At 61.3% G+C, this 26115-nt stretch carries 19 protein-coding genes and 5 pseudogenes; 12 read left to right on the top strand and 12 right to left on the bottom strand.

What is annotated here, in order from left to right:
- From GJ632_RS01255 to GJ632_RS01245, 3 genes and pseudogenes are all read right to left on the bottom strand, one after another.
- Nucleotides 1–346: pseudogene (locus tag GJ632_RS01255) on the bottom strand (hypothetical protein); the annotation flags it as partial.
- Nucleotides 343–1290: a branched-chain amino acid ABC transporter permease gene (locus GJ632_RS01250; protein ID WP_089806151.1), complete on the bottom strand. Its 948-nt coding sequence runs from the start codon at nucleotides 1288–1290 to the stop codon at nucleotides 343–345. The gene GJ632_RS01250 and the pseudogene GJ632_RS01255, both read right to left, overlap by 4 nt.
- 48 nt (nucleotides 1291–1338) lie before the next feature.
- Nucleotides 1339–2591, bottom strand: a pseudogene (locus GJ632_RS01245) (ABC transporter substrate-binding protein).
- Between the two features lie 257 nt (nucleotides 2592–2848).
- On the opposite strand from GJ632_RS01245, the gene GJ632_RS01240 reads away from it, so the two are divergent.
- Nucleotides 2849–3679, top strand: coding sequence for a proline dehydrogenase family protein (locus GJ632_RS01240; protein WP_191451774.1), 831 nt, complete (start codon nucleotides 2849–2851; stop codon nucleotides 3677–3679).
- Between the two features lie 96 nt (nucleotides 3680–3775).
- Nucleotides 3776–4249: a universal stress protein gene (locus GJ632_RS01235; protein WP_191451772.1), complete on the top strand. Its 474-nt coding sequence runs from the start codon at nucleotides 3776–3778 to the stop codon at nucleotides 4247–4249.
- A 55-nt stretch (nucleotides 4250–4304) separates the two neighbouring features.
- Here GJ632_RS01235 and GJ632_RS01230 read toward each other — a convergent pair whose 3' ends face one another.
- Complete coding sequence (locus GJ632_RS01230) at nucleotides 4305–5033, bottom strand: helix-turn-helix domain-containing protein (RefSeq protein WP_089806143.1); 729 nt, start codon at nucleotides 5031–5033, stop codon at nucleotides 4305–4307.
- 199 nt (nucleotides 5034–5232) lie between these two features.
- Between GJ632_RS01230 and GJ632_RS01225 the strand changes: the two genes are divergently transcribed.
- On the top strand, nucleotides 5233–6759 hold the full coding sequence (locus tag GJ632_RS01225; protein WP_191451770.1) for an aldehyde dehydrogenase family protein: 1527 nt from the start codon (nucleotides 5233–5235) through the stop codon (nucleotides 6757–6759).
- A gap of 33 nt (nucleotides 6760–6792) precedes the next feature.
- Here the strand turns inward: GJ632_RS01225 and GJ632_RS01220 are convergent, their stop codons facing one another.
- From GJ632_RS01220 to GJ632_RS01195, 6 genes and pseudogenes are all read right to left on the bottom strand, one after another.
- On the bottom strand, nucleotides 6793–7251 hold the full coding sequence (locus GJ632_RS01220) for an acyl-CoA dehydrogenase (protein ID WP_191451768.1): 459 nt from the start codon (nucleotides 7249–7251) through the stop codon (nucleotides 6793–6795).
- Nucleotides 7248–8243, bottom strand: a complete 996-nt coding sequence (locus GJ632_RS01215; RefSeq protein WP_191451767.1) for a ParA family protein — start codon at nucleotides 8241–8243, stop codon at nucleotides 7248–7250. The genes GJ632_RS01220 and GJ632_RS01215 overlap by 4 nt, the downstream gene beginning before the upstream one ends.
- 569 nt (nucleotides 8244–8812) lie before the next feature.
- Nucleotides 8813–9040: a hypothetical protein gene (locus tag GJ632_RS01210; RefSeq protein WP_197427801.1), complete on the bottom strand. Its 228-nt coding sequence runs from the start codon at nucleotides 9038–9040 to the stop codon at nucleotides 8813–8815.
- Nucleotides 8991–9936: pseudogene (locus tag GJ632_RS25695) on the bottom strand (ATP-binding cassette domain-containing protein). The gene GJ632_RS01210 and the pseudogene GJ632_RS25695 overlap by 50 nt, the downstream one beginning before the upstream one ends.
- 643 nt (nucleotides 9937–10579) lie before the next feature.
- Nucleotides 10580–11901: pseudogene (locus tag GJ632_RS01200) on the bottom strand (RNA-guided endonuclease InsQ/TnpB family protein).
- A 479-nt stretch (nucleotides 11902–12380) separates the two neighbouring features.
- Entirely contained in the window at nucleotides 12381–13148 is a 768-nt protein-coding gene (locus GJ632_RS01195) for a hypothetical protein (RefSeq protein WP_191451763.1), read from the bottom strand.
- Nucleotides 13149–13361: 213 nt separating this feature from the next.
- Between GJ632_RS01195 and GJ632_RS01190 the strand changes: the two genes are divergently transcribed.
- The 6 genes and pseudogenes from GJ632_RS01190 to GJ632_RS01165 all read left to right on the top strand — a co-directional run bounded on the left by GJ632_RS01190 (nucleotide 13362) and on the right by GJ632_RS01165 (nucleotide 19954).
- Nucleotides 13362–14600 carry an amidohydrolase family protein gene (locus GJ632_RS01190; protein WP_191451760.1) on the top strand — a complete coding sequence of 413 codons (1239 nt, stop codon included), beginning with the start codon at nucleotides 13362–13364 and terminating at the stop codon, nucleotides 14598–14600.
- A 108-nt stretch (nucleotides 14601–14708) separates the two neighbouring features.
- Nucleotides 14709–15077: a cupin domain-containing protein gene (locus GJ632_RS01185; RefSeq protein ID WP_191451758.1), complete on the top strand. Its 369-nt coding sequence runs from the start codon at nucleotides 14709–14711 to the stop codon at nucleotides 15075–15077.
- A gap of 184 nt (nucleotides 15078–15261) precedes the next feature.
- Nucleotides 15262–16268 (top strand): annotated as a pseudogene (locus tag GJ632_RS01180) (ABC transporter permease).
- A 1-nt stretch (nucleotide 16269) separates the two neighbouring features.
- Complete coding sequence (locus GJ632_RS01175; RefSeq protein WP_191451756.1) at nucleotides 16270–17280, top strand: ABC transporter permease; 1011 nt, start codon at nucleotides 16270–16272, stop codon at nucleotides 17278–17280.
- A gap of 189 nt (nucleotides 17281–17469) precedes the next feature.
- A complete protein-coding gene (locus GJ632_RS01170; protein WP_191451754.1) occupies nucleotides 17470–18609 on the top strand; it encodes an ABC transporter ATP-binding protein in 1140 nt (379 codons plus the stop codon).
- Nucleotides 18602–19954, top strand: coding sequence for an ABC transporter ATP-binding protein (locus GJ632_RS01165; protein WP_191451752.1), 1353 nt, complete (start codon nucleotides 18602–18604; stop codon nucleotides 19952–19954). The genes GJ632_RS01170 and GJ632_RS01165 overlap by 8 nt, the downstream gene beginning before the upstream one ends.
- A gap of 3 nt (nucleotides 19955–19957) precedes the next feature.
- Here GJ632_RS01165 and GJ632_RS01160 read toward each other — a convergent pair whose 3' ends face one another.
- Both GJ632_RS01160 and GJ632_RS01155 read right to left on the bottom strand, forming a co-directional pair.
- Nucleotides 19958–20443, bottom strand: coding sequence for a hypothetical protein (locus GJ632_RS01160; protein WP_191451750.1), 486 nt, complete (start codon nucleotides 20441–20443; stop codon nucleotides 19958–19960).
- A gap of 160 nt (nucleotides 20444–20603) precedes the next feature.
- Nucleotides 20604–22073, bottom strand: coding sequence for an ABC transporter substrate-binding protein (locus tag GJ632_RS01155; RefSeq protein WP_197427799.1), 1470 nt, complete (start codon nucleotides 22071–22073; stop codon nucleotides 20604–20606).
- Between the two features lie 401 nt (nucleotides 22074–22474).
- On the opposite strand from GJ632_RS01155, the gene GJ632_RS25065 reads away from it, so the two are divergent.
- From GJ632_RS25065 to GJ632_RS01140, 3 genes are all read left to right on the top strand, one after another.
- Nucleotides 22475–23617, top strand: coding sequence for a M24 family metallopeptidase (locus GJ632_RS25065; RefSeq protein ID WP_197427797.1), 1143 nt, complete (start codon nucleotides 22475–22477; stop codon nucleotides 23615–23617).
- An 896-nt stretch (nucleotides 23618–24513) separates the two neighbouring features.
- On the top strand, nucleotides 24514–25287 hold the full coding sequence (locus GJ632_RS01145) for an SDR family oxidoreductase (RefSeq protein ID WP_191451778.1): 774 nt from the start codon (nucleotides 24514–24516) through the stop codon (nucleotides 25285–25287).
- A 71-nt stretch (nucleotides 25288–25358) separates the two neighbouring features.
- A complete protein-coding gene (locus tag GJ632_RS01140) occupies nucleotides 25359–26084 on the top strand; it encodes an SDR family NAD(P)-dependent oxidoreductase (RefSeq protein ID WP_191451744.1) in 726 nt (241 codons plus the stop codon).
- Nucleotides 26085–26115: the final 31 nt, after the last annotated feature.

The raw sequence follows: 26115 nt of genomic DNA, 5'->3' as shown, positions 1-26115 counted from the left end.
CGACGACGGGGTGCAACCCGAGTCCGAGCGGCGACGTGGGCGCGCTCAACAGCGCCGCGGAGTAGGCGCCGATGCCCCAGAACGCGGCGACGGAGAAGTTGATGAGCCCCGCGTAGCCCCACTGGACGTTCAGTCCGAGCGTCAACAGGACGTACATCCCGGCCAGCGACAGGAGCGACAGGAGGAACGGCAGGCGGACGACGCCGAGCGCCGTCGCCAACAGCAGGATTGCCGTCGCGCCCGCGACGCCCGCGAGGACGTTGCGCTCGCTCTGCGAGCGAACGAGGCGGTCGTACAGACCGCCGCGTTCCGTCCCGCCGTCGGCCGCGGATTCCGCGTCGGTCACGTCGCATCACCCGCGATTCCCTGCGGCCGGACCAGCAAGATGACGACCATGATGACGAACGCGACGGCGGCGGCGTACTCGGTGCCGATGGGGATGCCGACGAGGCTGAACAGCGGCGTCAGTTCGTACAGCATCCCGATGACGAGGCCGCCGAGCATCGCGCCGTAGACGGAGCCGATGCCGCCGAGGATGACAGCCGCGAACACGATGAGCAGGATGTCGAAGCCCATGCGCGGGCGGACCAGCGTCTCCAGACCGAGGAAGACGCCGCCCGCGGCGGCCAGCGCACCGCCGATGACCCACATGGCGATGATGACCTCCTTCGTCCGAATCCCGCTCACGCGAGCGAGGTTCGGGTCGTCGGCGGTGGCGCGCATCTTCCGGCCGAGCGTCGTGTACTGCAGGACGACGTGGAGGCCGCCCACGAGGACGAGCGCCGAGACGACGGCGACGACCTGTCGGGGCGTCACCGCGAGATTCAGTACCTCGCGAACCGCCGGTATCGGGCCCTCGCGGGGGACGCCGTACCGCGAGGCGCCCGTCCCGAACGCGAGGAAGATGACCGCGCGGTACGCGAGCGCCACCCCGATGCTCGTGATGAGGAGTTCGATGGAGCCCGTGTCGAGGGGACGGTAGATGACGAACTCCGTCAGGACGACGACGACGGCGGCGGCGGCCATCCCGGCGACCAGTGCGACGAACATCCACACCGGGAAGCCGAGCACGAGGATGCCCTCCATCGCCGGCGCGAGGACGCCCGCGGCAGCGAGTGCGCCGAACGCCCCGACGGTCATCGTGTCGCCGTGCGCGAAGTTGGCGAAGTCGGCGATGCTGTACACGAGCGACAGGCCGATGGAGGCCAGCACGATGACGCTGCTGAACACGATTCCGTTGACGAGGAACTGGACCGGGTTCAGCCCCTGCAACGGGACGAGTAGCGTCACACTCGCCTCCCGGGGCGACGCCCCGTCTCTGCACCCGTTCGAACCATCTTAGCTCGTGACGTAGTCGCCGTACTCGTACTCGTGGTCCTGCACGGAGTAGACCTGGTAGAGGCCCGGCGGGTCGCCGTTCTCGTCTAAGTCCACCGGACCGCTGACGCCCTCGTAGTTCACGTCGCTCGGGGAGCCGCCGTCACGGAGAATCGACGCGCCCTCCTCGAAGGAGTACACCTCCTGTCCCTCCGGGCGCGTCACGTCGCGGACCACCTCGTTCAGCGCGGCTCCGGTGAACTCGTCGGCCGCCTCGATGGCGAGAGCGGCGATGGTGACGGCGTCGTAGGCGTAGGCGGCCCACACCGTCGGCGTCTGGTCGTACTCCGACTCGAACTGCGAGACGAAGTTCTGGTAGTTCTCCTGGTCGGCGGGCGCGGACTCCGTGATTCCCTTCATGCCGTCGAGGCTCCCCTCCGGCGTGTTCGCCAGAATCTCCTCCGCGACGGTGGACTCGGCGCCGTAGTAGTCCACGCCGGTGTTGTAGCCCTGGTCGAACGACTCGTTCGCCATGACGGTCATCTCGTTGGCGTAGGTGAGGAACAGCCACGCCGTCGCGTTCGTCGAGGCCATCTTCGTCAGCGTCCCGCTGTACGAGGACTGCCCCTGGTCGTGCGGTTCGTTGAACACGACGTCGCCCTCGAAGCTCTCGGCGAACACCTCCGAGAGGCCGCTCCCGTAGTCGTTGTTCACCCACGTCACGGCGACGGCGTCGTGCCCCTCGTCTGCGATGAACTGTGCGAGCGCCTGCCCCTTGGCCGACCCGGAGGGACTCGTCCGGAGGAGGCCCGGCCGGGAGGTGAGTTCTGGGCTCGTGGAGTTCTGCGATATCTGGACGACGCCCGCGCCTGCGTGACGGAGTCGTACATGGCGATTGAGACGCCGGAGCCGACGGCCCCGATGAACAGGGGAACGCCGTTCTGCTCGACGAGTTTCTGCGCGGCGGTGACGCCCGCCTGATTCGACGACTCGGAGTCCTCGACGGTGATGTTCAGTTGCCCGTCGTCGGAGCCGACGCCGGCGTCGTTGATGGCCGCGAGGGCGAGGTCCTTCCCCCGTTGGTTCCGCTTGCCGTAGGGAGCCAGCGACCCCGTGAGTGCGTCCACCATGCCGATGGTGTAGGAACTCTGGCCGCCGGAGTCCTCGCTCTCGGTGTCCGTCTCCATCTCGGTGGCGTCGCCGCCGGAGTCACCGCCGGTGTCGCCGCCCCCACTCGTCGGCGTCGATTCGGCGTCTTCGAGACAGCCGGCCATCCCCGCAACTAGACCCATACCTGACAGTTTCAGCAGCGTACGGCGGTCAAAACGTCCGCCCGTGCCATCACTTTGCATGACGGAGTATCGTCACCGGTGTTCGGGAATAAGGACACGACCTACCATGGTCGGGTTTCTCTCACGCGGATGGTGAATCGTCGGGGTTCGACGCCCGAGACGGTCGTTTCGCCGCGCGTGCGAGAGGGTGAACATGGTCGGGTCACCCACTAAGGGCGTTGCTCTCTCACCCACGAGCGATGATACCACCGGTTGCGAACAACTTCGTCGCGGGCGAGGACGTCGAGGGCGTCCTCTCGCACGTCGCCGACATCAACGACCGAGGGATTCGCGGCATCGTGAACCTGCTCGGAGAGCACTACGACGACCCGAGCGACGCCGCCGCGGACACCGACACGTACCTCGAACTCGTCGAGCGAATCGACGCGGCGGACCTCGACTGCTGCGTCTCGGTGAAGCCCTCGCAGGTCGGTCTCGACGTGGGGACGGACGCGTTCCGGGAGAACCTCGGCCGAATCGTCGAACGCGCGGACGACCGGGGCGTCTTCGTCTGGGTCGACATGGAGGGTCACGAGACGACGGACGCGACCCTCGACGCGTTCGAGGAGAACGCCCGCGCGTACGGCGACGTCGGCGTCTGCGTGCAGGCGAACCTGAAGCGCACCGAGGAGGACCTGCGACGACTGGCGGACCTGCCGGGGAAGGTGCGACTCGTGAAGGGCGCGTACGACGAACCGAAGCGCATCGCCTACCGGGACAAGGCGACGGTGGACGAGAAGTACCGCGAGTACCTCGACTTCATGTTCCGCGAGTTCGACGACGGCATCGCCGTCGGCAGCCACGACGTGCAGATGGTGAACTACGCCGCCGACCGCTACCGGGAGTACGGGACGCCGTTCGAGGTGCAGATGCTGATGGGCGTCCGCGAGGACCTGCAGGACGAACTCACCGAGTCGATGCCCGTCTACCAGTACGTCCCGTACGGACCGAAGTGGTTCTCCTACTTCACCCGACGCGTGCGCGAACGCAAGGAGAACGCCCTGTTCGCCCTCCGCGCCGTCCTCGGGTGAGGCGTCTCCCGACGGGCGACGCGACGCCTGCATCGAACTCTCACGAACTGGGAAGGACGGGCTAGAACTACCTTCGTCCCCGAACGTTCGTGATACATGGACGAAGAGACCGACGCGATTCTGGACCCGGACGTGAGCCCGAAAGCCGACTTCGACGACGTTCTCGTCCCCACAGACGGGAGCAAGGCCTCCCGAGCGGCCGCGAGACAGGCTATCAAGTTCGCACAGCGCAACGGGGCGACGTTGCACGTCCTGTACGCGATGGACATGGGCGACGCCGACTACGTCGCGGTGCCGAGCGACATCGAGCAGACGCGGAAGCGACTACAGAAGAAGGGCGAGAGGTACGTCGCCGAGATAGCGGACCTCGCCGCGGAGGCGGACGTGCCCTGCGTCACGTCCGTCACGTCGAACACGCCCATCGAGGCGATTCTCGAGTACGTCGAGGAGAACGACGTCGACGTCGTCGTCATGGGCAAGCGAGGGCGCTCTGACCCCGACAAGCCGCTCATCGGGTCGATTACGAACCGGGTCATCGGCGCGCTGGACGTTCCGGTGTTCACGGCGTGAGCGACCCGGCGGTGCCGCCGTCGACGAGGGGCGTCGAGCGCAGGGTCGACGCCGGTCAGTTCGACTCGGGGTCGAGCAGTTTCGCCTCGGCCTTCCGGAGGTGTTCGAGCAGCGTCGTCTTCGAGATGTCCAACTCGCCGGCGAGTTCGCGCGTCGAGACCCCCCGCGGCCACTGGTAGTAGCCGCGTTCGCGAGCGAGTTCGAACACCTCCCGCTGCGTCGCGGTGAGCGTCCCGAGGCGGCGGGCGCGTTCGGGTTCGACCGTGTCCGAGGTGGCGATTCGCTCGACGGTTATCTCCGCGCCCGCCTCCTCGCGCACCGCGTCCAGGGCCGTCTCGATGTCGCCGCGTTCGCCGGCGAAGCACACCTTCCAGTACTCCCTGCCGTTCTCGATGCGCGTGGGTGCGCTGTGGACGAACCCCTGTCTCAGAAGCGTCGGACAGATCATGTCGCCGGGGTCGTACTCGAGGAAGAACTCGCGCGCGACCCGTCCCGGTGCCACCCGTGCGGCGGTCCTGCCGAACCGCTCCTGTAACTCCTGCACGTCGCCGCCGTGTTCGGACGCCGCGATGGTGTCGAGCAGCGTCTCCACCTCCGCCGCGGTGTCGCCGTAGGCGGTGAACAGGCCGTTCACCGTCGTCGCCCCCGTCTCCGGCGCGTGGTAGATTGCGTGCGCGAGGATGCCCCCGGGGTGTCGCTCCGTCGCCTCTATCGCCCAACAGTTCGGGTGCCACAGGTCGAGCGTCAAGCGCGTCCCCGCCCGAGTCGCTTCGCGTACGGCCATGATACGACGGAGTTAGTCCGCTCCCGAATATAGTGTTTGTCTTTACCACGCCGCGCAGTCGCTCGGTTCGTCGGCGGCGATGACGGCCGCCGACGCGGTCCACTCGGCCGACGCCCCGGGACGACGACGACGCGCCGACCCGGGAGCCGTCCATGGGAGGGTCAGCGACTATTAAGTGACCATCGAGAATATTGCCAGTATGACGAACGGCGAAGTGTACCAACACTACATCGGCGGCGAATGGACTGACGGGACCGGAGACGAGACGTTCGAGAGCGAGAACCCGGCGACGGGCGAGACGCTGGGCGAGTTCCGACGCGGGACACCCGAGGACGTGGACGCCGCACTCGCGGCGGCCGACGAGGCCGAGGAGGAGTGGCAGGCGCTCTCGCACATCGACCGCGCGGAGTACCTCTGGGACATCTACCACGAACTGAAGGACCGCCACGAGGAACTCGGCGAAGTCGTCACCAAGGAGTGCGGCAAGGAGATTTCTGAGGGGAAAGCCGACGTCACCGAGGCGTGGCACATGGTCGAGTGGGCCGCCGGCGACGCCCGCCACCCGAAGGGCGACGTGGTGCCCTCGGAGATTCCCGCGAAGGACGCCTACATGCGCCGCAAGCCGCGCGGCGTCGTCGGCTGTATCACGCCGTGGAACTTCCCCGTCGCCATCCCGTTCTGGCACATGGCCGTCTCGCTGGTCGAGGGCAACACCGTCGTCTGGAAGCCCGCCGAGCAGACGCCGTGGTGCGGGCAGATAATCGCCGAGATGTTCGAGGACGCCGACATCCCCGACGGCGTGTTCAACATGGTGCAGGGCTTCGGCGACGCCGGCGAGGCCATCGTCGACGACTCGCGCGTCGACACCGTCCTCTTCACGGGGTCCGCCGAGGTGGGCCACGAAATCGCCTCGAAGGTCGGCGGCGAACCCGGCAAACTGGCCGCCTGCGAGATGGGCGGTAAGAACGGCATCGTCGTCACGGAGAACGCCGACCTCGACATCGCCGTCCACTCGGCGGTCATGTCGTCGTTCAAGACCACGGGACAGCGCTGTGTCTCCTCGGAGCGCATTATCGTCCACGAGTCGGTGTACGACGAGTTCAAGGAACGGTTCGTCGAAGCGGCGGAGAACGTCGCCGTCGGCAACCCCCTCGACGAGCAGACGTTCATGGGCCCCCTCATCGAGGAGGGCCACGTCGAGAAGGTGACGAAGTACAACGAACTGGCAAAGCGCGAGGACGTGAACGTCCTCGTCGACCGGACGGAACTGAACGACGACGAGATTCCCGACGGACACGAGGACGGCCACTGGGTCGGTCCGTTCGTCTACGAGGCCGACGCACACGAGAACCTGCGCTGCACCCACGAGGAGGTGTTCGGCCCCCACGTCGCCCTCCTGCAGTACTCCGGCGACATCGAGGAGGCCGTCGAGATTCACAACGACACCGACTACGGACTCGCGGGCGCGATTATCTCCGAGGACTACCGCGAGATAAACTACTACCGCGACAACGCCGAAATCGGACTCGCGTACGGTAACCTCCCGTGCATCGGCGCCGAGGTTCACCTGCCGTTCGGCGGTGTGAAGAAGTCCGGGAACGGCTACCCGAGTGCCCGCGAGGTCATCGAAGCCGTCACCGAACGGACGGCGTGGACGCTGAACAACTCCAAGGACATCCAGATGGCGCAGGGTCTCTCGGCGGACATCAAGACCAGAGACGACTGATTAGCCGTCTCCCCGCCTCCAGACGCGATAGATTCAATCGAGCGCGCCGAACCCTTCGTCGCGCATCAGCTCGGCAACGCGCTCTGGATGTTGAAACGCGGCTAGCAGGGCGAACTCACGAGCGTCCGTTTTCGATACCTCGTTCGTACCAAGTTGCTCTGCCAGTTCGTTTCGGAATTTGCCTTCTCGATCTGCGACTTTATCTCTGACGTGGATTTCGAGACGCGTATCGCGTTCGTCACCGACGTTATTTCGCCGGACAAAGTACGGGTAGCTTGTTGTAGAGGGGGCCGATGCAGTCATCGACGGGTCATCCTCTGACGTCTCTGATGCCTCTGTGTTGTGTATCGTGGTATCTGGTTTATCAGAGGTAGTTGGCTCGGACTGCTCGGACGCAGTCGAGTCTGTGGGTTGCTCATTGCCGTTCGGGTCGCCTGACTCGTTTTCTCCTCCGAAGTCCAGATTCCCAGACCCGGATTTGAAGTTGCTCATGCTGTCGTCACCTCGTGTTTCTCGTCCGTTTGAAGATCGATAACTCGGCTCTCGTGGTCCTGAATGTTGAGTTCTAGGATCGGTTGCACCTCGGCGTCGAACGTGACTGTCGCGATGAATAAGGCTAGTTCGTAGAGTTTCCGAAGGGTGTCGATTTCCCTCTCACGTATTCGTCGCTGTCCTGGTTCGCTCACCATCTGTCCGTCTCGCTCGAACGTCTTCCACCGTTCTTCTACGACTCTGAATGCGGAGCCTCTGGCCTCCCACATTGCGTCCATGAGACTCTCACGGTTTCCGATCGTGACGGGAGTTGCGAATGCATCTGTCTCTCTGAACTGCTGTTGATACTGTTGGTGAGCGTTCGTCTGTCCGACTCCGGAGGGAACGACACATGAGAGCCCGATTTCGATATCGAGCTGTCTTTCCATGTTTCCGACGAGTTCGTCTAGGCCTTCGAGGCTCAAATTACCCTTTCCAGCCGGTTTTACGGGTGCTACGAGCGTACGTAGGGCGAAGATGGCATTATATAGGAGGTCTTCTGCTCTTGCATTCGGATCGATGAGGATAGCATCGTACTTTTTGTGTAGTTCCTGCTCGTTCCAGAGCAACTCGTAAAGCAGTTCGAACCGAGGGTAGTCCTCTCGGTTCATGTTCTTCATTCCCGTTTCGTAGGAGATCTTTTGCTCTAGATTCGAGGTGAAGTCTCCGAGCATGTCGTGACTCGGAATGATGTCCACGCCCTCGTCCGTCGATTCGATGAGCGCTTCGAACTCTCCGTCTGGCATATCGAGAATATGCTTGACCAGATTGTCCGCGTCGGGATCGCTGCGGCGTGAGCCGACGTCGAAGAGACTGGTAAGATTCCCTTCTTGGGGATCGAGATCCAGTACGAGCGTATTCAGTCCCATCCGTTCTAACGCGACGGCGAGGTTCGCTGTCATCGTCGTCTTGTACGTCCCGCCGGATTCGGAGTACACGACAGCCGTAATCATCGATTTCGGTATCATCCTCCTTACTCATAAATCTGTGTCAGACATACAAGCCAGATATCTGTTACAGATACTTGTAACAGATGCCTGCTACAGAACTCAAATTGCACTCGCGCCAGTTCACGTAGCCTTCATGGCAGATATCTGTCAAGACGTCAATTACAGACTTCAGTTACAGATATCTGGGGATATTATACCAGGAAGGAATCTCCCCGAGAACCTGTCGAAGGCCATCTTAGGGGACAAATTCTCGTGAAATTTATCTGTAACGTAACTCTGTTACAGATGAGTATCTGTAATAAGTTTCTGTACTAATTCGTCGGGACGGGCCGGCATTTGCGCGATAAATCGGATACGTCCGGTAGGCCGATGTCAAATCGTCTGTCACAGATCTCTGTAACAGGTATACTGAACAGACATCCATGGCGGACTTCGATGCAAAGTTACTTCGTAACGACCGAACCCAGCGTGCCACGTAACGGTCGCACAGTCTCAAAGTAGACGGCGGCCGCAGCGAGGATCTGGCCGACACCGGTTTCGCGGTCGCGTTCGACACTCCCGGAGACGAGCGGCTAGCCAAAGAGGAAGAACACGAGTGTCGCGATCCCGGCGACGACACCGCCGAACCACGCGGCGTTAGGCGTTCCAGTGTGCGAGTTGGCGACGTAGAGGGCCGAGTCGACTGTCGCGAGCTTCGCGAAGTACGCGATCAGAATGGGGACGACGAGCAACGTCAGAGTGCGAGAGCGCTCACGAAAGTCTGCGAGCGCGACGCCAAGAATCGCTCGACCGCTCGTCATCCGTCCTCGCCCTCCGTGAGGAGAGGAGGTAGGCGTCTTCGAGCGTCGGATCAACGGCGACAGCGTCCGGTGTCGGGCGGGTCTGGGCTACTGCACGGACGCGGACCCCGTTTCGACGATGGCTCGTACTACTGACCGTGTACTCGCGCCGGAGTGTCGGCAAGTCAGCGTTGTCATCCGTCCACTCCCAGATGCGACCACTCCTCGATCATCTCGTTGGGACGAGCGTGCATGCGCAGGCGGCCGTTATGGAGGACTGCGACGTCCGTGGCGGTCGCCTCGACGTCGGGAACAATGTGCGTCGAGAGGACAGTGATGCGGTCATCAGCGAGGTCGGCAAGAACGTTGCGGAACCGAACGCGTTCGGCCGGGTCAAGACCGACAGTCGGTTCGTCGACGACGAGGAGGGCGGGGTCACTGAGGAGCGCCTAGGCAATGTCGACGCGCTGGCGCATTCCGCCGGAATACGTCTCGAGGCGGTCGTCGCGAGCGTCCTCGGGGTTCACGAGCGCAAGCAGGTAGTCAATACGATTGTCGGGAGCGCGGAGGCCGCGGACAGACGCGAGATATAAGAGGAACTCGGCCGCTGTCAGGTGCGGGTAGACGCCGAAGTCTTGCGGGAGATAACCCACAGCCGCACGAACAGCGGCTGGTGTCTCGACGATATCTGTTCCGTTCCAGAAGACCTTCCCTTCGGCGGGGTCGGTGATGGCCGTGATGATCCGCATCAGGGTCGACTTCTCCGCGCCGTTCGACCCGAGGAGTCCAGTCACGCCGGGGGTGAGCGTGAGCCCGACATCACGAAGCGCCCAGAAGTCGCCGTATCGTTTCCCGATGTCATCGATTCGTAACTCACGTTCGGTCGTGGATCCGCGTTGCGTGGACGGACAGGGCATCCCGCCTCACCAGGGTAGCCTGTCGAGTTAGTATCGGAGCCACAGTTTCAGGCCTAGAAACTCTCGGCTCTCAGAATAGAGATGGCGGTTTGGCGAACTCTCTTGCGACTCGCCGCTGATCTTCACGATACCGGAGTCTCCGGGTCTGAACTAGAGGATGCTGGCATGAGCATCGGAATGGTTCGGGGTACAGCGCCGACCCCGTGCTATCCACTTGACTTTATTGAACTAAAACAAAGTGCAATTGCCCAACCCTGATTCGCCACAGAGAACATCTGAAACGCCAGTATTCGAGATTTCAAGAGAAAACCACTACTGAATATATCATATAGCGCTATACAAAATACTGTCTCTCAAAGTTGACAGAGATTCGGCATGCTCTGAGCTACAAACCACCAACTGCCCGATACTAAACCGGCTCAACCAGAGCGTATTGCTATGATTTTGGTTCTAAGCCTGAACCGTATCAGAAATTGGAACAAAGATGCTCAGCTTTTCACGGCGATATCTCGCTCAGACGTTCGCCCACCATTTCGATGCGGCAAAGAGCAATCCTACCGAGATCGTGATTGCATGAGAGTTGACATCCTCCTCCGCCTGAAGGCGGAGGAATCCCACGGCACCGCACCGCTGGGTTGGGATATTAGGGTTTGCAGTCTACCACTTGTTCCTGCGGTTGGAATCCGCTGGACAAGTCATATAGGTAGACTCCGGGCTGTGCCAACCAGCCGGTACTCCTATCCCCACCCAAACCGAGTGCAGACTCGGAGTTACTTTCTGTGTTGTTGATGTCGAGACGGATGTTCTCCGCCCCGTTCACGTCCGCGTTGAACGCATCGTTGTGTTCCTCACACACGTATAGGCCGCGTTCGACACGCTGATTGTCGTCTTTCCTACCGCAGACGCAACACGTTTTGCTCGTGTTGCTCTCCGACACTTCCACGACCTCGATGCCCTTGACTTTCGCCTTGTATTCGAGTATCGACGTGAACCGGTCGAACGCCCACCCGTGCAGGTCAAGTTCCCGTGCCGCCCCCAATTCTTCGACTCACCGTTCTCATCTTCTCGAACACCAGCAAGTTCCCCGACGTTGATGCGACCCACTTCTTGCTCGACACATCGTTCAACGATGTGTTTCGCTAAGGAGTGGAAGAAGTGGGTGCGGCGCTCTGACCACTTCGCATGGAGTCGAGTGGCTTCTTCCCCACCGGAGTCATCACACTTGGCGATTTCCTTCGGGAAGTAGTAGCCATCCTGCTTCAAGCGATTACCGGGGTACAGGTCGGCCTGTTCGGTACTGTACGCGACTGCCGCAAAGTTACAGATACCGAGGTCAACACCCGCCGTCTCTTTACCGGGAGCGTCGGGTGTCTCCACTTCATGCTTACACACAAGGTGGAGTTCCCATCGCCCCTTTGCCTTGTCGTAGACGGCTCTGACCTGTTGTAGGTTTTCGACGGTGACGCCGGGACGAGTCTCGTAGTCAACAAGGATGTATTCCCACGCTCTCGGATGTTCCTTGTGGTTCGCGCCTTTCGACAGGCGGACTCGCCCGTTTTTGGTGTCGTGACGGATACCTTTCTGCTTCCACGTCACGGTCGAACGGGGGTGTTCTTCGTGGACGCGACGGCCTTCTGAGTCGTAGTAGTTGCGTTTGCGGTAGCCGGGCGGATTCGCACGAGAGTCGGTCTTGCGTTTGCCGTACCACGAGTTGAAGGCTTCAGCGAGTTCCTCCAGAACGCGCTGACTGGACTGCGAGTGCAGTCCCTTGTATTTGGGGAGAGTCTTCAACTCGCCTTTCAAGTCCGAGTCGTCGGGAATTTCGCCCGTGTCCTCCCACACTTGGCGGGAGTGGTAGTTCGCAACGTTCCACAGTTTCGATGCACTCCACCCGTGTCGGTCGAGCGAGTCCTCTACCTGCCGGTGGTTGAGGATTTTCGCCCGGTAGGTGCGGTGGATATGCATCGTGGAACGCCTCCATAACTGGTTATGTAGCGTTCTATTGTAAAAGTTTGGATTCAGGCGTGGAATATCCAGCCGAGCGTTTGTACGGTTGACTGTGTAGGAAGTGTCGGATTCATCCCGCGCCTAAAGGCGCGGGTATTCTCCTTGCTCTTTATAAACAGCCAGTTTTTGATAGTATTATCTCCCTGAAAATATACAATAGAGAATGATTGAGTCTCAGTCGGACGGCGGAAGTCCTGAAGAGACCAGTTTGACGAACTCGCTAGCAGTCTACTCGTTTCAGGTCGGACGCAATCGTGTATGTAGCGAGCAATGGTCAAGATATGGTGTAGTGACTTGCGGCAGCCTCCTCCAGTTCTTCGGATCGAATCAAGTCTGCTATCGTAGTCAGATAAGTGAGTTTTCTTTGACTACGTAATGCGATAAGATGAGCGTCGGTATCCATGTCCCCGCACGCCGTACTCTCCGTAAGATTCCGGTTACCGCAAACAGGCCCGTCGAAGATTTTGTATACAATCGACTCGGCGCGCGAGGGCAGCTAACCCGGGATACCTGAAGTCACAGTCGTGGTAGAGATAGTCAGGGAGAGCGACGCGTCTCCGCTTGGACCTCACGGTCGGCCCGTCATGTAAGACGCGCTGCCGTTCACCGTTCAGGTTTCGACAGCGGGTTTCTAGGGTCTCAAGTCGGTCGTCGACGACGGAAAGCTGAGTACTCGGCGCGGATTCAGTTATCTTCGGCGCAAGCTCGTCTACTATACTGTCAATCTCGTTGAGCGAGCGGCCGAGAGCTGACAACGACTCTCGTTCGTTTCGGAGGCTTCGGCAGAAACTCCCTCGCTTCGACCGCACGTCGGTCACGGCCGACGCTATCGCCGACTTCAGTTCTGGTGACAGCGAGGAGGCGTTCACGAGCTGAGTCGCGATATCCGGTCCGAGCTCGGCGGCCACGTTCTCCGCAAACGTCTCGTCGTAGTCCGACTCGAAGTGGGCCACGCTCATCACAGTCTGACGGTACGCCTCGCAGACGGCCTCGAGTCCCGCACTCCGTTCGCGGTCGATGTCGAGGAGGACGCCACGCCCGTGACCGTCGGACGCTGTTCTCGGTCGTGTTGGCGACGGCTGGATATCGCCGAGTCGGGTGAGGAACCGGCCGAGAGCCCGGCGTTCGGCAGAAATAGCATTCACCTCCTTGTCGACGATTGTTAGTGCTTCGGTGATGTGTGTAGGTGGCATGATTCTGAGCATCCGATCGGTCGCTACGATACGACGGCAAATCCGGACGGACGGTTAGATGGTTGTTACCATCTACCACTCCAGATTCGAGTAAAAATCTTGCCATTGGACAGTGACAGGCTGTCCGAACACGGACAGTCGCTCGCCGTTCCTTCGCTACCCTGCTGAACGGAGGAAACGTATATATCCGCGGCCCCGAGAGTTCGTTGCGAGGCAACACTAGTCATGACTGGCAGCGACGACCGAACGGTAGTATTCACCTGCGGGACGCTGATCGACGGGCTCGACGACCAACCGATCTCTGATGCGTGTGTCGTCGTACGCGACGGCATCATCGAGTCGGTCGGAGGAGTCGGTGAGATTGCCGTCCCGGAGGAGGCGGAGGAAGTGGATCTGTCGGACGAGATCGTGCTCCCGGGTCTCATCGACGCGCACCTGCACATCAACGGTTGGCGGTCGCTTCGACCGTTCGACATGCTGACTCTCGATGTCGCCCTGGGGACGGCACGAGCCACGAAAGATCTGCGGACGCTCCTCTCGTCGGGGTTCACGAGCATCCGCGACTGCGGCGGTCCGACAGGACTCGGTCTTCGTCAGGCCGTCGAGGAGGGGGAGATTCCGGGACCGCGTATCTATACGGCCTGGAAATCGTTCTCGCAGACGGCCGGGCACGCCGACTCGCACTACCTGCCGTACGAGTGGGTGGAGAACGATCCGCACGCCGGACACGTCTTGACCGATGGCGTAGACGAGGCTCGCAAGGAGGTCCGAAAACATCTCCGCGAGGGGGTCGACCTCATCAAGATAATGACGTCCGGGGGAATGCTCTCCGAGAAGGACCACCCCGATCACGCGCACTACACTGAAGCGGAGATTGCTGCGTTCACCGAAGAAGCGCACCGGTGGGACGTTCCCGTCGCCACGCACGCCGAAGGGACCGAAGGTATCAACCGGGCGCTCCGAAACGGCGTCGACACGATCGAACACGGTATCGGAATCGACGACGAGTCGATCGAACTGTTCCACGAGACGGGTGCGATTCTCGTGCCGACTCTCCAAGCGATCTACCGCAACGCCGTCGCCGGTCCGGAGAGCGACGTCCCCGAGTGGTCTAAGCAGAAATCTGCGGCCGCGCACGAGGAACATATCGAATCGATTCGACGGGCGTACGAGGCGGACGTCCCCATCGCACACGCGTCTGATTGTGGTGGGACCGAGGACCACCCACTCGGGACCTATCTGGAGTTCGAACTCCTCGTCGATGAGGTAGGGATGTCGGAGATGGAAGCCATCAAATCAGCCACCTCGGTCGCCGCGCAAGCGCTTCACGACGATTCGATCGGAGCGGTCGAACCGGGACGGCATGCAGACTTGATTGCTCTCAGGGAGGACCCACTCGAAGACATCTCCGCGATCAGCTCGGTTGAGGAGGTGTACAAGGGAGGAGAGCGGGTAATTCTGTAAGTCACGGTGATGCGATCGGCGCCGACCATTCGGCTGGACCCGAAATCGGACGACTCGACACCCACGGCGTCGAGCAACATTCATGTCCCCCCCAGTTGATACGCTGGTATGGCGTACCACGTCGTCGATTTCGACGCTATCGAACCGCATCCAGATCACGAGTCTGACAGACGGACGCTCCAGTCTACGCTCGACTTAGAGCACGTGGGGATGAGCATCTACACGGCCGCACCGGGCGAACAGATCCCGCAGATGTATCACTCCCACGATACACAGGAAGAACTGCTCTACGTCGTTGAGGGCGAGATGCACGTCGAGACGCCGGACGAGGTGTTCGTCGTCGCCGCGAACGACGTGTTCGTCGCGGAACCGAACTCCCCACACCGTGCGTACAACGCCGAGTCAGCTGACCGGCCGCTTCGCGTCGTCGCGGTGGGCGCTCCGATGATCAAGGACGGCCATCGGTACGAGCCGTAACGGACGGAACCGACGCCGAACGACGATCCAATACGTCGGCACCGAAACTATGTCGGGGTTCCCTCGCTCACCGAGACGATGTCGCCACGGCGGTGAGACGTTCGACATCGGAACGAACTTCGGATGACACCCGTGACCGTGACCCAATCATTTTTATACTCGACCTCCGAGCATTGATACGCCTATGAGCACGGTAAAATATGCGGTTCGAAGACTCATCCAAGCCGTGCCGGTCATCCTCGGTATCGCGACGATTACGTTCTTTCTCATCAACGCGATTCCCGGTGACCCGGCTCGCATCCTGATCGGGCCCGGTGCCCCGGCCGACGCCGTCGACGCCGTCCGGGCGAAATACGGTCTTGACCGACCGCTCTGGGAGCGCTACCTGACGTACATGTTCGGCGTGATCCAAGGTGACCTCGGGAGAAGCATCCACTACGGCGGAGCGCCGGTCCTCCAGAAGATCATGGAGCGTCTTCCGGTGACGCTCCTCCTCATGGCGTCGAGTTTCACGTTCGCCATCGGCACCGCGATTCCGCTCGGGATGCTCTCGGCGAAACGACGGAACCAAACCTCCGACCACGTCTCCCGCCTCGTCGCACTGTTCGGCGTGAGCACCCCCATCGTTCTGGATCGGCCTCATGCTGATAATCATCTTTGCGTTCCACCTCGACGTCCTCCCGGCGACCAGTCTCGTGATGCCGTGGGCTGATCCAGCGACGGTGAATAACGCGTCGACGCAGCTCGAGGTGGTCCAGAAGTCGGCGATCCACCTGATCATGCCCTCCATCACGCTCGGGACGCTCTACATGGCAGCCGTGATGCGAATCGAGCGCTCCTCGATGTTAGAGGTACTCAAAAAAACCCTACATCGAACTCGCGCGAGCGTACGGCATCCCCGAGCAGAAGATCGTCCGCAAACATGCGTTCAAGAACGCCCAACTCCCGGTGATCACCGTGCTCGGACTACAGCTCACGTCTGCGCTCGGCGGCGCAGTGCTCACCGAGACGGTCTTCAACATCAACGGTATGGGCCGACTCATCATCACGGCAATCAACAACCAAGACTACCAACTCGTGATGGGGACGACACTATTCTTCGGTGTCACGTTCGTCGTCGGGGTCATCCTGACCGACCTCGCGTACGCGTGGGTAGACCCCAGAGTGAGTTACGACTCGGAGGCGAGCTAATATGAGTACGAAAACCAGCGACACGAAGAAGATACTCACCGACCGGCCAGAGAGCGGTTCGAGCGGTGGAACCGAACCAGCAGACGATCAAGAGCAGATTGAAGCGCGAGTCGGATGGCGGTACACGCTCGAACAGATTCGACGTGACCGGACCGCTCGGATCGGCCTCTACGTAGTCGGGTTCATGACGGCGCTGGCGACGTTCGCCTGGGTCGACGCTGCCATCCTCGACTACACTATCGCAGAGCGGTTCCTGTACCATCCCGAGACCGACCCCGCATCGACGACCACGCTCTTGCCCCCGCCCGGGTTCGAGAACACGTTCGGGAAGGGGACGTGGGCGCACCCCCTCGGGACGGACCACCGGGGTCGAGACATCCTGATTCGACTCATCTACGGGTCCCGGATCGCCATGACCGTCGGTATCGTCTCGACGGGTGTCGGTATGGCCCTCGGTACTATCATCGGTTCTGTCGCGGGGTACTGGGGTGGCTGGGTCGACGACGTCCTGATGCGCATCGTCGAGACGCTGTACGCCATTCCGTTTCTCGTCCTCGTCATCGCGTTCATGGCCGCGTTCGGACGCGACCTCACCTTCGCGATGGTTGGCGTCAGTATCGCGACGGTGCCCGTGTTCGCTCGCCTCATCCGCTCCCGGGTCATCAGCGTCCGAGAGGAGGTGTACGTCGAAGCCGCACGCGCCATCGGCGTCCGCGACAGGAACATCCTCTCCCGACACATCATCCCGAACTCGTTCGCTCCCGTAATCGTGCAGGCGACTCTGCAGGTCGGCGTGAACATCCTCACCGTCGCCGGCCTCTCGTTCCTCGGGTTCGGTGCGCAACCGCCGACGCCGTCGTGGGGACAGATGCTCGCCCAGTCGAGAGGGTTCATGCTCCCCGACCCGTGGTTCAGCGTCTGGCCGGGACTGGCTATCCTCGTCACCGTCGTCGGATTCAACCTGGTCGGCGACGGCCTCCGTGACGCACTAGACCCCAACCTGCGGAACTGACCCCGGGCGACGCACCGTCTCGTCCACCCTCTTTTGCGTTCCTCCCTTCTCGCTTCCTTCGAATCCGCTTTTCGTCTCTCTCGGGCCGTTCGATTCAATAGCCCTCTCGGACACGCCGCCGCCGACGAGTACCTGTATATTTAATAAGGTCCGTGGTGGAGATATGTGGTAGCCACACTCGCACATACTATGACAGACACAATTCTCGAGGTCGAGAACCTCAGGACGCAGTTCTTCACCGAGGAAGGGGTCGTCCAGGCCGTCGACGGTGTCTCCTTCAACGTCGAACGCGGCGAAATCCTCGGTATTGTCGGAGAGTCGGGTGCAGGGAAGAGCGTCGCCGCCCGGTCGATCCTCCGACTCATCGACTCCCCCGGCGCCATCGTGGGCGGGAGAATCACGTTCAACGGGCAACTGCTGTTCGGCGTCAAGGAAGAGGACGACGGCGAGGTTCGCCACCACCCCGACATGTTGTCGGAGACGGAGATGCGCGAACAGGTGCGAGGTCGAGACATCGCGATCATCTTTCAGGACCCGATGGAGTCGCTGAACCCCGTGTTCACCGTCGGAGAGCAACTGCAGGAGTTCATCGAGTACAACCGAGATCTCGGGAGCAAAGCCGCGAATGAGGTAGCGATAGAGATGCTCCGGGAGGTGGGCATCCCGAAACCCGAGAACCGGTTCCACAACTATCCGCACCAGTTCTCCGGCGGGATGCGCCAGCGCGTCTTGATCGCGATGGCCCTCGCCTGCGAACCCGAACTCATCATCGCGGACGAACCGACCACGGCCCTCGACGTGACCGTCGAGAGCCAGATTCTGGACCTCGTCTCCGACCTGCAGGACCGGTACGACACGAGTTTCATCTGGGTGACGCACGACATGGGAGTCGTCGCGGAGATATGCGACCGAGTGAACGTCATGTACCTCGGAGAGATCGTCGAACAGTCGGCCGTCTCAGACCTGTTCAAGAATCCCCAACACCCGTACACCGAGGCATTGCTCCGGTCGATACCCCGCCCCGACGAACGCGTCGAGGAACTCGAACCCATCGCCGGCGTCATGCCGGAGGCGATCAATCCCCCGTCGGGGTGTCGGTTCCACACGCGGTGTCCGGAGGCGCGGGCAGTCTGTCGCGAACACAATCCGGCGGCGCGCAACGTCTCCGAGGAGGGCGCAAGACGGCACCGTGCCGCCTGCCTCAAACACGAGTCGGTGTTCGGCGCCGGCTACGAGGGGAGCGAGCCACTCGAGAGACACGTCGGCGGCGGGTTCGGAGTTGGTCTCACCGGTGAGACCGACCCCGCCGAGGAGGTGACCAATGAGTAGCGACGCCCGACCCGGCGTGGAACTCTCGGACGCCGACGAGGTGGACTTCGGCGAAACGCTCGTCTCGCTCGACGGCGTCGTGAAGCACTACGTCAACGACGGCGGGCTGTTGAGCCTGACGTACGACGACGAGCACGACGGCTTCCCGATACAGACACGAAAGGAACGGGTCAGGGCCGTCGAGAACGTTTCGTTCGACATCAGAAAGGGAGAGACGTTCGGACTGGTCGGCGAGTCCGGATGCGGGAAGTCGACGCTCGCCCGCACCGTCCTTCGGCTGACCGAACCCACTGAGGGGGCGATATACTTCCGAGGAGAGAACCTCGCGGAGATGGGCAAAGAGGAACTCAGAGACAAGCGACGGGACATGCAGATGATCTTCCAGGACCCCCAGTCGTCGCTCAACCCACGGATGAAGGTCGGTCCCATCGTCGAAGAACCGATGAAGACTCACCAGCAACTCGCTGCCGACGAACGGGAGTCCCGAGCCCGTGAACTCCTCGAACGGGTCGGTCTCGACCCACAGCACTACAATCGGTATCCCCACGAGTTCTCGGGCGGCCAGCGCCAGCGCGTGAACCTCGCGCGTGCGCTCGCCGTGAATCCCGACTTCATCGTCTGTGACGAGCCGGTGAGCGCGCTCGACGTCTCCATCCAGGCCCAGGTCCTCAACACGATGAAACGGCTTCAGAAGGAGTTCGGTCTGACGTACCTCTTCATCGCCCACGACCTGAGCGTCATCCGTCACATCTCTGATCGCGTCGGCGTCATGTATCTGGGGCAGCTAGTCGAACTCGCCGATACCGAGGAGCTGTTCAAAAACCCGCAACATCCGTACACGCGGGCGCTCCTCGAATCCATTCCCGTCCCGGACCCCGAGGTGAGGGGGCAGCGGGCGGTTCTGGAGGGAGACGTTCCAAACCCGATCGACCCGCCGTCGGGGTGCCGGTTCCGGACTCGCTGTCCCGACCTCATCGCACCGGAGGAGTACCGCATGACGGAGACGTCCTGGGCGGCCACCCGCGAGTTCATTCGCGAGGTGAAACGACAGGGCTTCGTCGCCGACAGTCGCGCCGACGTCGAAGAGCAGTTCTTCACCGACGGCGTCCCGGACGGCGCCGCCGGCGACCACGTTTCGAGAGCGGTCGACTACGTCGTCGAAGACGACTGGGTGGCCGCAGAGCAACTTCTCGACGAACAGTTCGCTCAGAAGAGCATCTGCGCCCGCGAAGTCCCCGCGTACGAGATAGACGCTGCACACGGCGACAGCCGACACTTCGCCGCGTGTCACCTCCACAAGAACGGCGTCGCAGACGCGGCATCCGAGACATCGAGTTCCGACTGACTGCTACGCCTCCCGGTCTACTATCTCTATCGTCGCTCGCGCACTCGGTCGTCGGTTCCCGGTGGCGACGAACACGGTGAGTTCGTAACTCCCGACGGGCGCGAGTGACCACGTGTCGCCGTCCTTCAGTCGTCCGTCCCAGCTGAACTCGACGACTTTCCGCTCGCCGCCCTTGAACTCGAACACGCCCTGCGAGTCGGGGAAGACGCGGGGTTCGTCGTGCGTCGGCGTTCGTCCGTCGACCTCCCAGTCCCAGAGGAGTAGGCCCGCCGTCCTGACTCCGACGGGGACCGGGAGCCTATTGCGGAATTCGACGCGACAGTCGACCGAGGTCCCCTGGACGTACCGGTCGTAGTCGGTCGTGAGATCGACCGTCAGCGCGGCCCTGGCGAGGGGTTGTGGGACGAACCGCCGCACGGCCTCCCCGAGAAAGTCGTTGCTCTCTTCGAGACCCGTGTCGGCGCGTCTCGGGTTTGGGTCGGAACTCATAGTGGGTGTGAATGAGGGTACGAGCGACCAATAAGTGTCGGTTCGGGCATCGGCTCGAAACCGTGCTTCACTCGTCACACCGGTCAACGGAGCGACGGTCGACCTCCTCACGGCGTTCCTCGAAACCGAATCGAGCGACGGGTAGGTGCTCTGACGCCGCTCACCCGTCCGTCTCGACGTAGACGTTGTTCGACTCCGTGAGCAGTCGGGGGTTCTTGTCGGTCAGGGGCGAGACGGCGAAGTCCTTGACGAAGTCCTTCACCCCCCAGACGGATTTCATCGAGTACGCCGGCATCTGGACGCGTTGTTCGATGACCATCCGCTGGATGTCGGCGTACAACTGACGACGCTCGTCGCGGTCCGTCGACCGCCTCGCCTGTTCGATCATCTCCATCGCCTCGTCGTCCGACCAGTAGTGTCCCTGGTTCGCACCCGCACCGGACTCGTGGTACATGTTGTATATCTGGTAGTCGGGGTTCGGAGAGAGGCCCCAGTCGAGGGAGTAGATGTTGTAGTCGTTCGGGTCGCCCGTGGTGAACCGTTCGAGGAACGTCCCGCGGTCGAGTGTCACCACTTCCGCGTCGTACCCCGCCTCTTTGATACCGTTCGCGATGGAGACCATCATCTGTTTGATGGGCTCCAGCGGTTCGTAGATCATCCGGCAGGTCCAGTCGTCGGGGACGTTAGCCTCCTCGAACAGCGATTTCGCCTTGTCGATATCTTTACCCACCGCCATGCTCTCGAACTCGTCGAGCGGCATATCCCAGGACTTCGCCAGCGCGGTCGGCATCGGCTGATACTGACGGACGCCTACGGGTTTCCAGAATTTCTCGGCGACCTGGCTCAGGTCGACGCAGTGGTCGATTGCCTCGCGAACCTCGGGCTTCGTCGTCTCTCCCGCCTTCAGATTGAACGAGACGAAGCCGTAGTTGAGCGCCTGCGCAGACTGGATAGTGCCATCGGAGATATTCTGGACGGTATCGTACAGTTTCGTGGGCACGTCCTTCATCAGGCCGGCCTCGGTGGTCTTGAACTCCGTGACGCGCGTCGTCGACTCTTTGACGGGGACGAACTCGACGACGTCCAAGTTCGGTGTGCGGTCGCCCCAATAATCGTCCCAGCGTTCGAGACGGGTTATCTCGCCTTCGTTGAACTTGGTGATGCGGAACGGACCCGATCCGATGGGTTGTTCGACCGCGAACTTCTCTGTGTCGCGCTCGCGGACCGCTTTGGGGACTATCTGCATCGCCGCCAGCGCGTGACCGAACGCTCCGTAGGAGAACTGGAGGTCGAACTGGACTGTCGTCTCGTCCACGGCTTCGACCGTGTCCACCATACTCCAGGTCGAAGCCACCCACGACCCCTCCTCTCTCGGAGCGGTGAACGAGTAGACGACGTCCTCGGCGGTGACGGGGTCACCGTTGTGGAACGTCGCGCCGTCGACGATTTCGACGATCCACCGCTTCCCGTCGTTCTCCGTATCGGGCATCCCCGTCGTCAGTTGATCGGAGACGAGATTCAACTCGGAGTCGTAGTTGTAGAGCGTGCTGAACGCTTTCTCTCCGATGATGGCCGAGGAGATTCCGAGGCCCTTCACGGGGTCGAAGTCCGGCGGGGAGTTGCTCTGCAACACTCGCAGCGTCCCGCCCTCTTGCGACTGCGGTTCGTCTGTCGAAGTCTGCGACGTTTCTCTGCCGTCCTCGTTCGGGGTCGCTCCGCCGTCTGAAGCGGTCGTATTCGTAGTCTGCCCCCCGTCTCCCGAGCAACCTGCCACGACGACGGTCGCCCCCGCCCCGAGCGACTGCAAGACACGCCGACGTGGGATGCTGTTCGACTCCCAGTATGAGGTGCTATTACTTCTCATGACTTCAATTAGTATTTGAGTTGCATCTTTTTAATCTTCCTACTGGACGCGAACCGGTTGGCGGTCGACGTACTCGATGCTAACAATTTTATAGCTAGTGGCTGCGATACCTGTGTACGATGCCAGATCGTGAACTCGTTAGAGAGAAAGTCAGACAAACCGTCGACGTGTTACAGGAGACCGACACAGATCTCTGGCTGACGTACTGCCGTGAGACGACCGAGATTGACGAACCCTGCCTCCCACTGCTTCTGGGCTTCGACGTCGTCTGGCCGACGATGGTGTTGATCACCAAGGAAGGGCAGAAGGCAACGATTATCGGCAGTCACGACGCACCGAACGTAAACTCACTCGGCGTCTACGACGTCTATCCCTACGACACCTCCCTGGAGGACGCTTTCGTCGATTTGCTCAAAGAGATCGACCCCAATGAGATCGCCGTCAACTACGCCGAGGACAACACGATTGCCGATGGTCTCACCCACGGAATGTACCGCCGTCTGGAGGGACTCATCGAAGGAACTGGCTACGAGGACCGGTTGGTCAGCGCGGACGAAGTCGTCACTCGTCTCCGAAGCGACAAATCGTCCGTCGAACGCAAGCGGATGGTCCGAGCGGGGGAACTCACCACGAGTCTGCTCGATGAGGTGACGGAGAAGTGGGAACCTGATTGGACCGAGGCAGACGTCGCCGACTACGTTCACAACCGGATGCGCGAACAGGACCTCGGAAGCGCCTGGTCGTGGGACTACTGTCCGACGGTTCACGCGGGTGCCGATTCGGAGATGGGCCACACTATGGCGGGCAACATCACGCTCAGACCCGGACAGGTCCTACACATCGACTTCGGCGTCAAGTACCAAGGGTACACGACGGACATCCAGCGACTGTACTACTACCCGACCGAGTCCGGCGAGCCGATCCCCGACGACCTGCAGGCGGCCTTCGAGGACGTTCGGGCGGCGATAGACGCGGCCTTCGAGGCCCTTGAACCGGGTGCCGTGGGGCACGAAGTGGACGAGGCCGCTCGGACGGAGATCACCGACAGGAACTGGCCCGCGTACTCGCACGCCGTAGGGCATAACGTCGGGCGGAACGCCCACGATGGCGGAACGCTGCTGGGACCGCTCTGGGACCGGTACGGCGACTCTCCGAAAGGCGTCGTCCGAGAGGGGGAGATATACACGCTCGAACTCGGTGTCGAAACCGAATACGGCTACCTCGGCCAGGAAGATATGGCTGTCGTAACAGAAGATGGCGCCGAGTGGTTCATCGAACCGCAGACGGAGTTACGTCGACTGACCGCGTGAGCGGTGCGTGAAACGGAGTACGACGACGCCCGTACGGAACGCTTCTTTCGACATCCTCTGACGTTCCTTGCTTCGAGATGATGGTACGCGGGTTCCCGGTCGTTCGAGAGGCAGAAACCGGCTTCTACGGGGTCAAAGCGGGCCTCTATCTGCATCTCTTGGATATGACACGAAAATATAACATATACATTCGTTTCCCGATAGCGAACAGTTTAGATGGCACGTCGAAACTCTAGTTTGAGAGGGTGTGAGGGAACCCGGCCGGTCTGTCGCTCACGACCGCGCTTCTCGCGTTAAGGGAGACTCGCCTGTGAGACGCTCAAGCGAACCCCAGGGAAACTGATGTTGATTACGATCCTAAATATGTAATGGAAGCGATTCTGGTAAGGCATGCACTCTCCTGAACGGCATCTCGATGGGGCGTCAACGCCCCATCCTCTCTCGTCTCTGGGGTAGTTGGCCACTCAGTCACTCGGCCGAATAACGGTCTTGTACTTGTTACATTTACAGTCCTATGATCGTAAAGTAAAGACTCCGTGATTGTTCTCTGCTTTGGTCGAGAGTTACACTCGAAGACGCGATTCAGAGGACTGTAGGTCTTCGCGGCAGGATCGGTCGGTTCTACCGGTGGCGGCCTTCGTTCTCACGCCCCGTTCGTTATTAAGAAATAATCTAGCTCGACTATTCGCTCTACTTCACTCAGCGCGTGATGAACTAGGGACGAGAATATTGCCCTCTCAAACCCCGAGACCAATACTTCAGGCACTTTGCACCCCTGAATTATGTTTCTTATTATCTATTCTCTGTTCGTTATAGTAAAACACAAGACCGAGAACGGCCGTGTCACGCCGCGAGGCCATCGAAACAATCATGTGCGCGTCGGAATACGTACGCATATGTCCGAGCTGTTGAGTGGCATGACAGCAGTAGTAACCGGCGCAGCGAGCGGAAACGGCCGAGAAATCGCGTTGACGTTCGCCGAACACGGCGCGGACGTCGTTGTCACAGATGTACGCGAAGAACCCAGAGAGTCCGGGCAGCCCACGCATGAACTAATCACCGAGACGACGGACCGCGACGCGGTCTTTGTCCGCTGCGACGTGACGGACCTATCGGACGTCCGCGAGGCGGTCAACGCCGCGGATGCGTTCGGCGGCATCGACGTGATGGTGAACAACGCAGGCATCCTGAAAATGGGGCACATCACCGACCTCAGCGTGGACGAGTACGACGCGGTGATGGACGTCAACGCCAAGGGCGTATTCCTGGGCTGTAAGGCCGCGGCCGAGAAGATGCTCGAAGGCAAGGGTGGTAGCATCGTGAACATCTCCAGTACCGCCGGAATCGTCGGCGGCGCGGAGAACAGTCTCTACTGCGCGTCTAAGGGAGCGGTCCGTCTGCTCACGTACGCCCTCGCCGCGGAACTCGGTCCGAGCATCCGCGTCAACGCGATCCACCCCGGAACGACAGAGACGCAGATGGTGACCGAAGACATCGAGATCATCGGTACGGAGAAGGGCGAGAAGCAACAGGAGGACATCCCCCTCGGTCGGTTCGGAATGCCTGAAGACATCGCCAACGCGGCGGTCTACCTCTCGAGCGACCTCGCCGACTACGTGACGGGCGAGAGCCTACTGGTCGACGGCGGCGTTCTCCACGGCGGTCGCTGAAGAACGACGACCGACTGCCCCGTCAGACCCCTCTACATAGATTTATCACCAACGCACGATAGCGACAAGACATGCCCACGGCAATCATCACCGGGTCGTCTCGAGGTATCGGAAGCGCAATCGCAAAGCGGTTCGCCGTCGACGGATACGACATCGTCGTCAACTACCTCCAAAATGAGGAGGCGGCCGAACGAACGGCAACGGAGATACGCGAGACGAGCGGCGTCGAGGCGCTCGTCGTCCAAGCGGATGTCTCGGACGCCGACGCCGTAGAACGGCTCGTCGACGAGACGGTAGACGCCTTCGGCGGTGTCGACCACGTCGTCAACAACGCGGGAATCGAGGAGTCTTGTCCGCCGCTGGAACTTAGTCAGGCCGAATTCGACCGCGTGATGGACACGAACGTCAACAGCGCGTTCTCCGTGAGCCGACGCGCCGTCCCACATCTCGTCGAATCGAACGAACCCTCTCCCTCGATCACGAATCTCTCGACGTTTCTCGCGCTCAGGGGGTACCCGAACGAACCCCACTACGTGTCGTCGAAGGCGGCACTCCTCGGACTGACCGGGAGCCTGGCACTCGATTTTGCGCCCGACGTTCGCGTGAACGCGATCGCACCGGGGCACGTCGAGACCGATATGACGGATCAGTCGAAAATGGCGGAGAACAAGGCGTCCATTCCGCTGGGACGGTACGGCGACGTCGACGAGATAGCCGACGCCGCCGCCTACCTCCGTGACGCGTCGTACGTCACGGGCGAGACGCTCCGCATCGACGGCGGCGCGTCGCTCCAGTAACGCGCTCGAAACGCCCCTCTCGTTACCGACT

Origin of the sequence: Halogeometricum sp. CBA1124, assembly GCF_009741955.1 — an archaeon.
GTDB classification, from domain to species: Archaea; Halobacteriota; Halobacteria; order Halobacteriales; family Haloferacaceae; genus Halogeometricum; species Halogeometricum rufum.
The sequence above is the reverse complement of the archived record's forward strand: the minus strand, read 5'-3'. Positions and strand labels throughout refer to the sequence as shown.

What these genes read in the sequence shown, in the direction of transcription:
- GJ632_RS01160 (WP_191451750.1), bottom strand. Translation starts at nt 20,443, where the DNA reads ATGAGTTCCGACCCAAACCCGAGACGCGCCGACACGGGTCTCGAAGAG.
- GJ632_RS01235 (WP_191451772.1), top strand. Translation starts at nt 3,776, where the DNA reads ATGGACGAAGAGACCGACGCGATTCTGGACCCGGACGTGAGCCCGAAA.
- GJ632_RS01225 (WP_191451770.1), top strand. Translation starts at nt 5,233, where the DNA reads ATGACGAACGGCGAAGTGTACCAACACTACATCGGCGGCGAATGGACT.
- GJ632_RS01240 (WP_191451774.1), top strand. Translation starts at nt 2,849, where the DNA reads ATGATACCACCGGTTGCGAACAACTTCGTCGCGGGCGAGGACGTCGAG.
- GJ632_RS01230 (WP_089806143.1), bottom strand. Translation starts at nt 5,033, where the DNA reads ATGGCCGTACGCGAAGCGACTCGGGCGGGGACGCGCTTGACGCTCGAC.
- GJ632_RS01170 (WP_191451754.1), top strand. Translation starts at nt 17,470, where the DNA reads ATGACAGACACAATTCTCGAGGTCGAGAACCTCAGGACGCAGTTCTTC.
- GJ632_RS01140 (WP_191451744.1), top strand. Translation starts at nt 25,359, where the DNA reads ATGCCCACGGCAATCATCACCGGGTCGTCTCGAGGTATCGGAAGCGCA.
- GJ632_RS01215 (WP_191451767.1), bottom strand. Translation starts at nt 8,243, where the DNA reads ATGATTACGGCTGTCGTGTACTCCGAATCCGGCGGGACGTACAAGACG.
- GJ632_RS01175 (WP_191451756.1), top strand. Translation starts at nt 16,270, where the DNA reads ATGAGTACGAAAACCAGCGACACGAAGAAGATACTCACCGACCGGCCA.
- GJ632_RS01165 (WP_191451752.1), top strand. Translation starts at nt 18,602, where the DNA reads ATGAGTAGCGACGCCCGACCCGGCGTGGAACTCTCGGACGCCGACGAG.
- GJ632_RS01185 (WP_191451758.1), top strand. Translation starts at nt 14,709, where the DNA reads ATGGCGTACCACGTCGTCGATTTCGACGCTATCGAACCGCATCCAGAT.
- GJ632_RS01220 (WP_191451768.1), bottom strand. Translation starts at nt 7,251, where the DNA reads ATGAGCAACTTCAAATCCGGGTCTGGGAATCTGGACTTCGGAGGAGAA.
- GJ632_RS01195 (WP_191451763.1), bottom strand. Translation starts at nt 13,148, where the DNA reads ATGCTCAGAATCATGCCACCTACACACATCACCGAAGCACTAACAATC.
- GJ632_RS01145 (WP_191451778.1), top strand. Translation starts at nt 24,514, where the DNA reads ATGTCCGAGCTGTTGAGTGGCATGACAGCAGTAGTAACCGGCGCAGCG.
- GJ632_RS01190 (WP_191451760.1), top strand. Translation starts at nt 13,362, where the DNA reads ATGACTGGCAGCGACGACCGAACGGTAGTATTCACCTGCGGGACGCTG.
- GJ632_RS01210 (WP_197427801.1), bottom strand. Translation starts at nt 9,040, where the DNA reads ATGACGAGCGGTCGAGCGATTCTTGGCGTCGCGCTCGCAGACTTTCGT.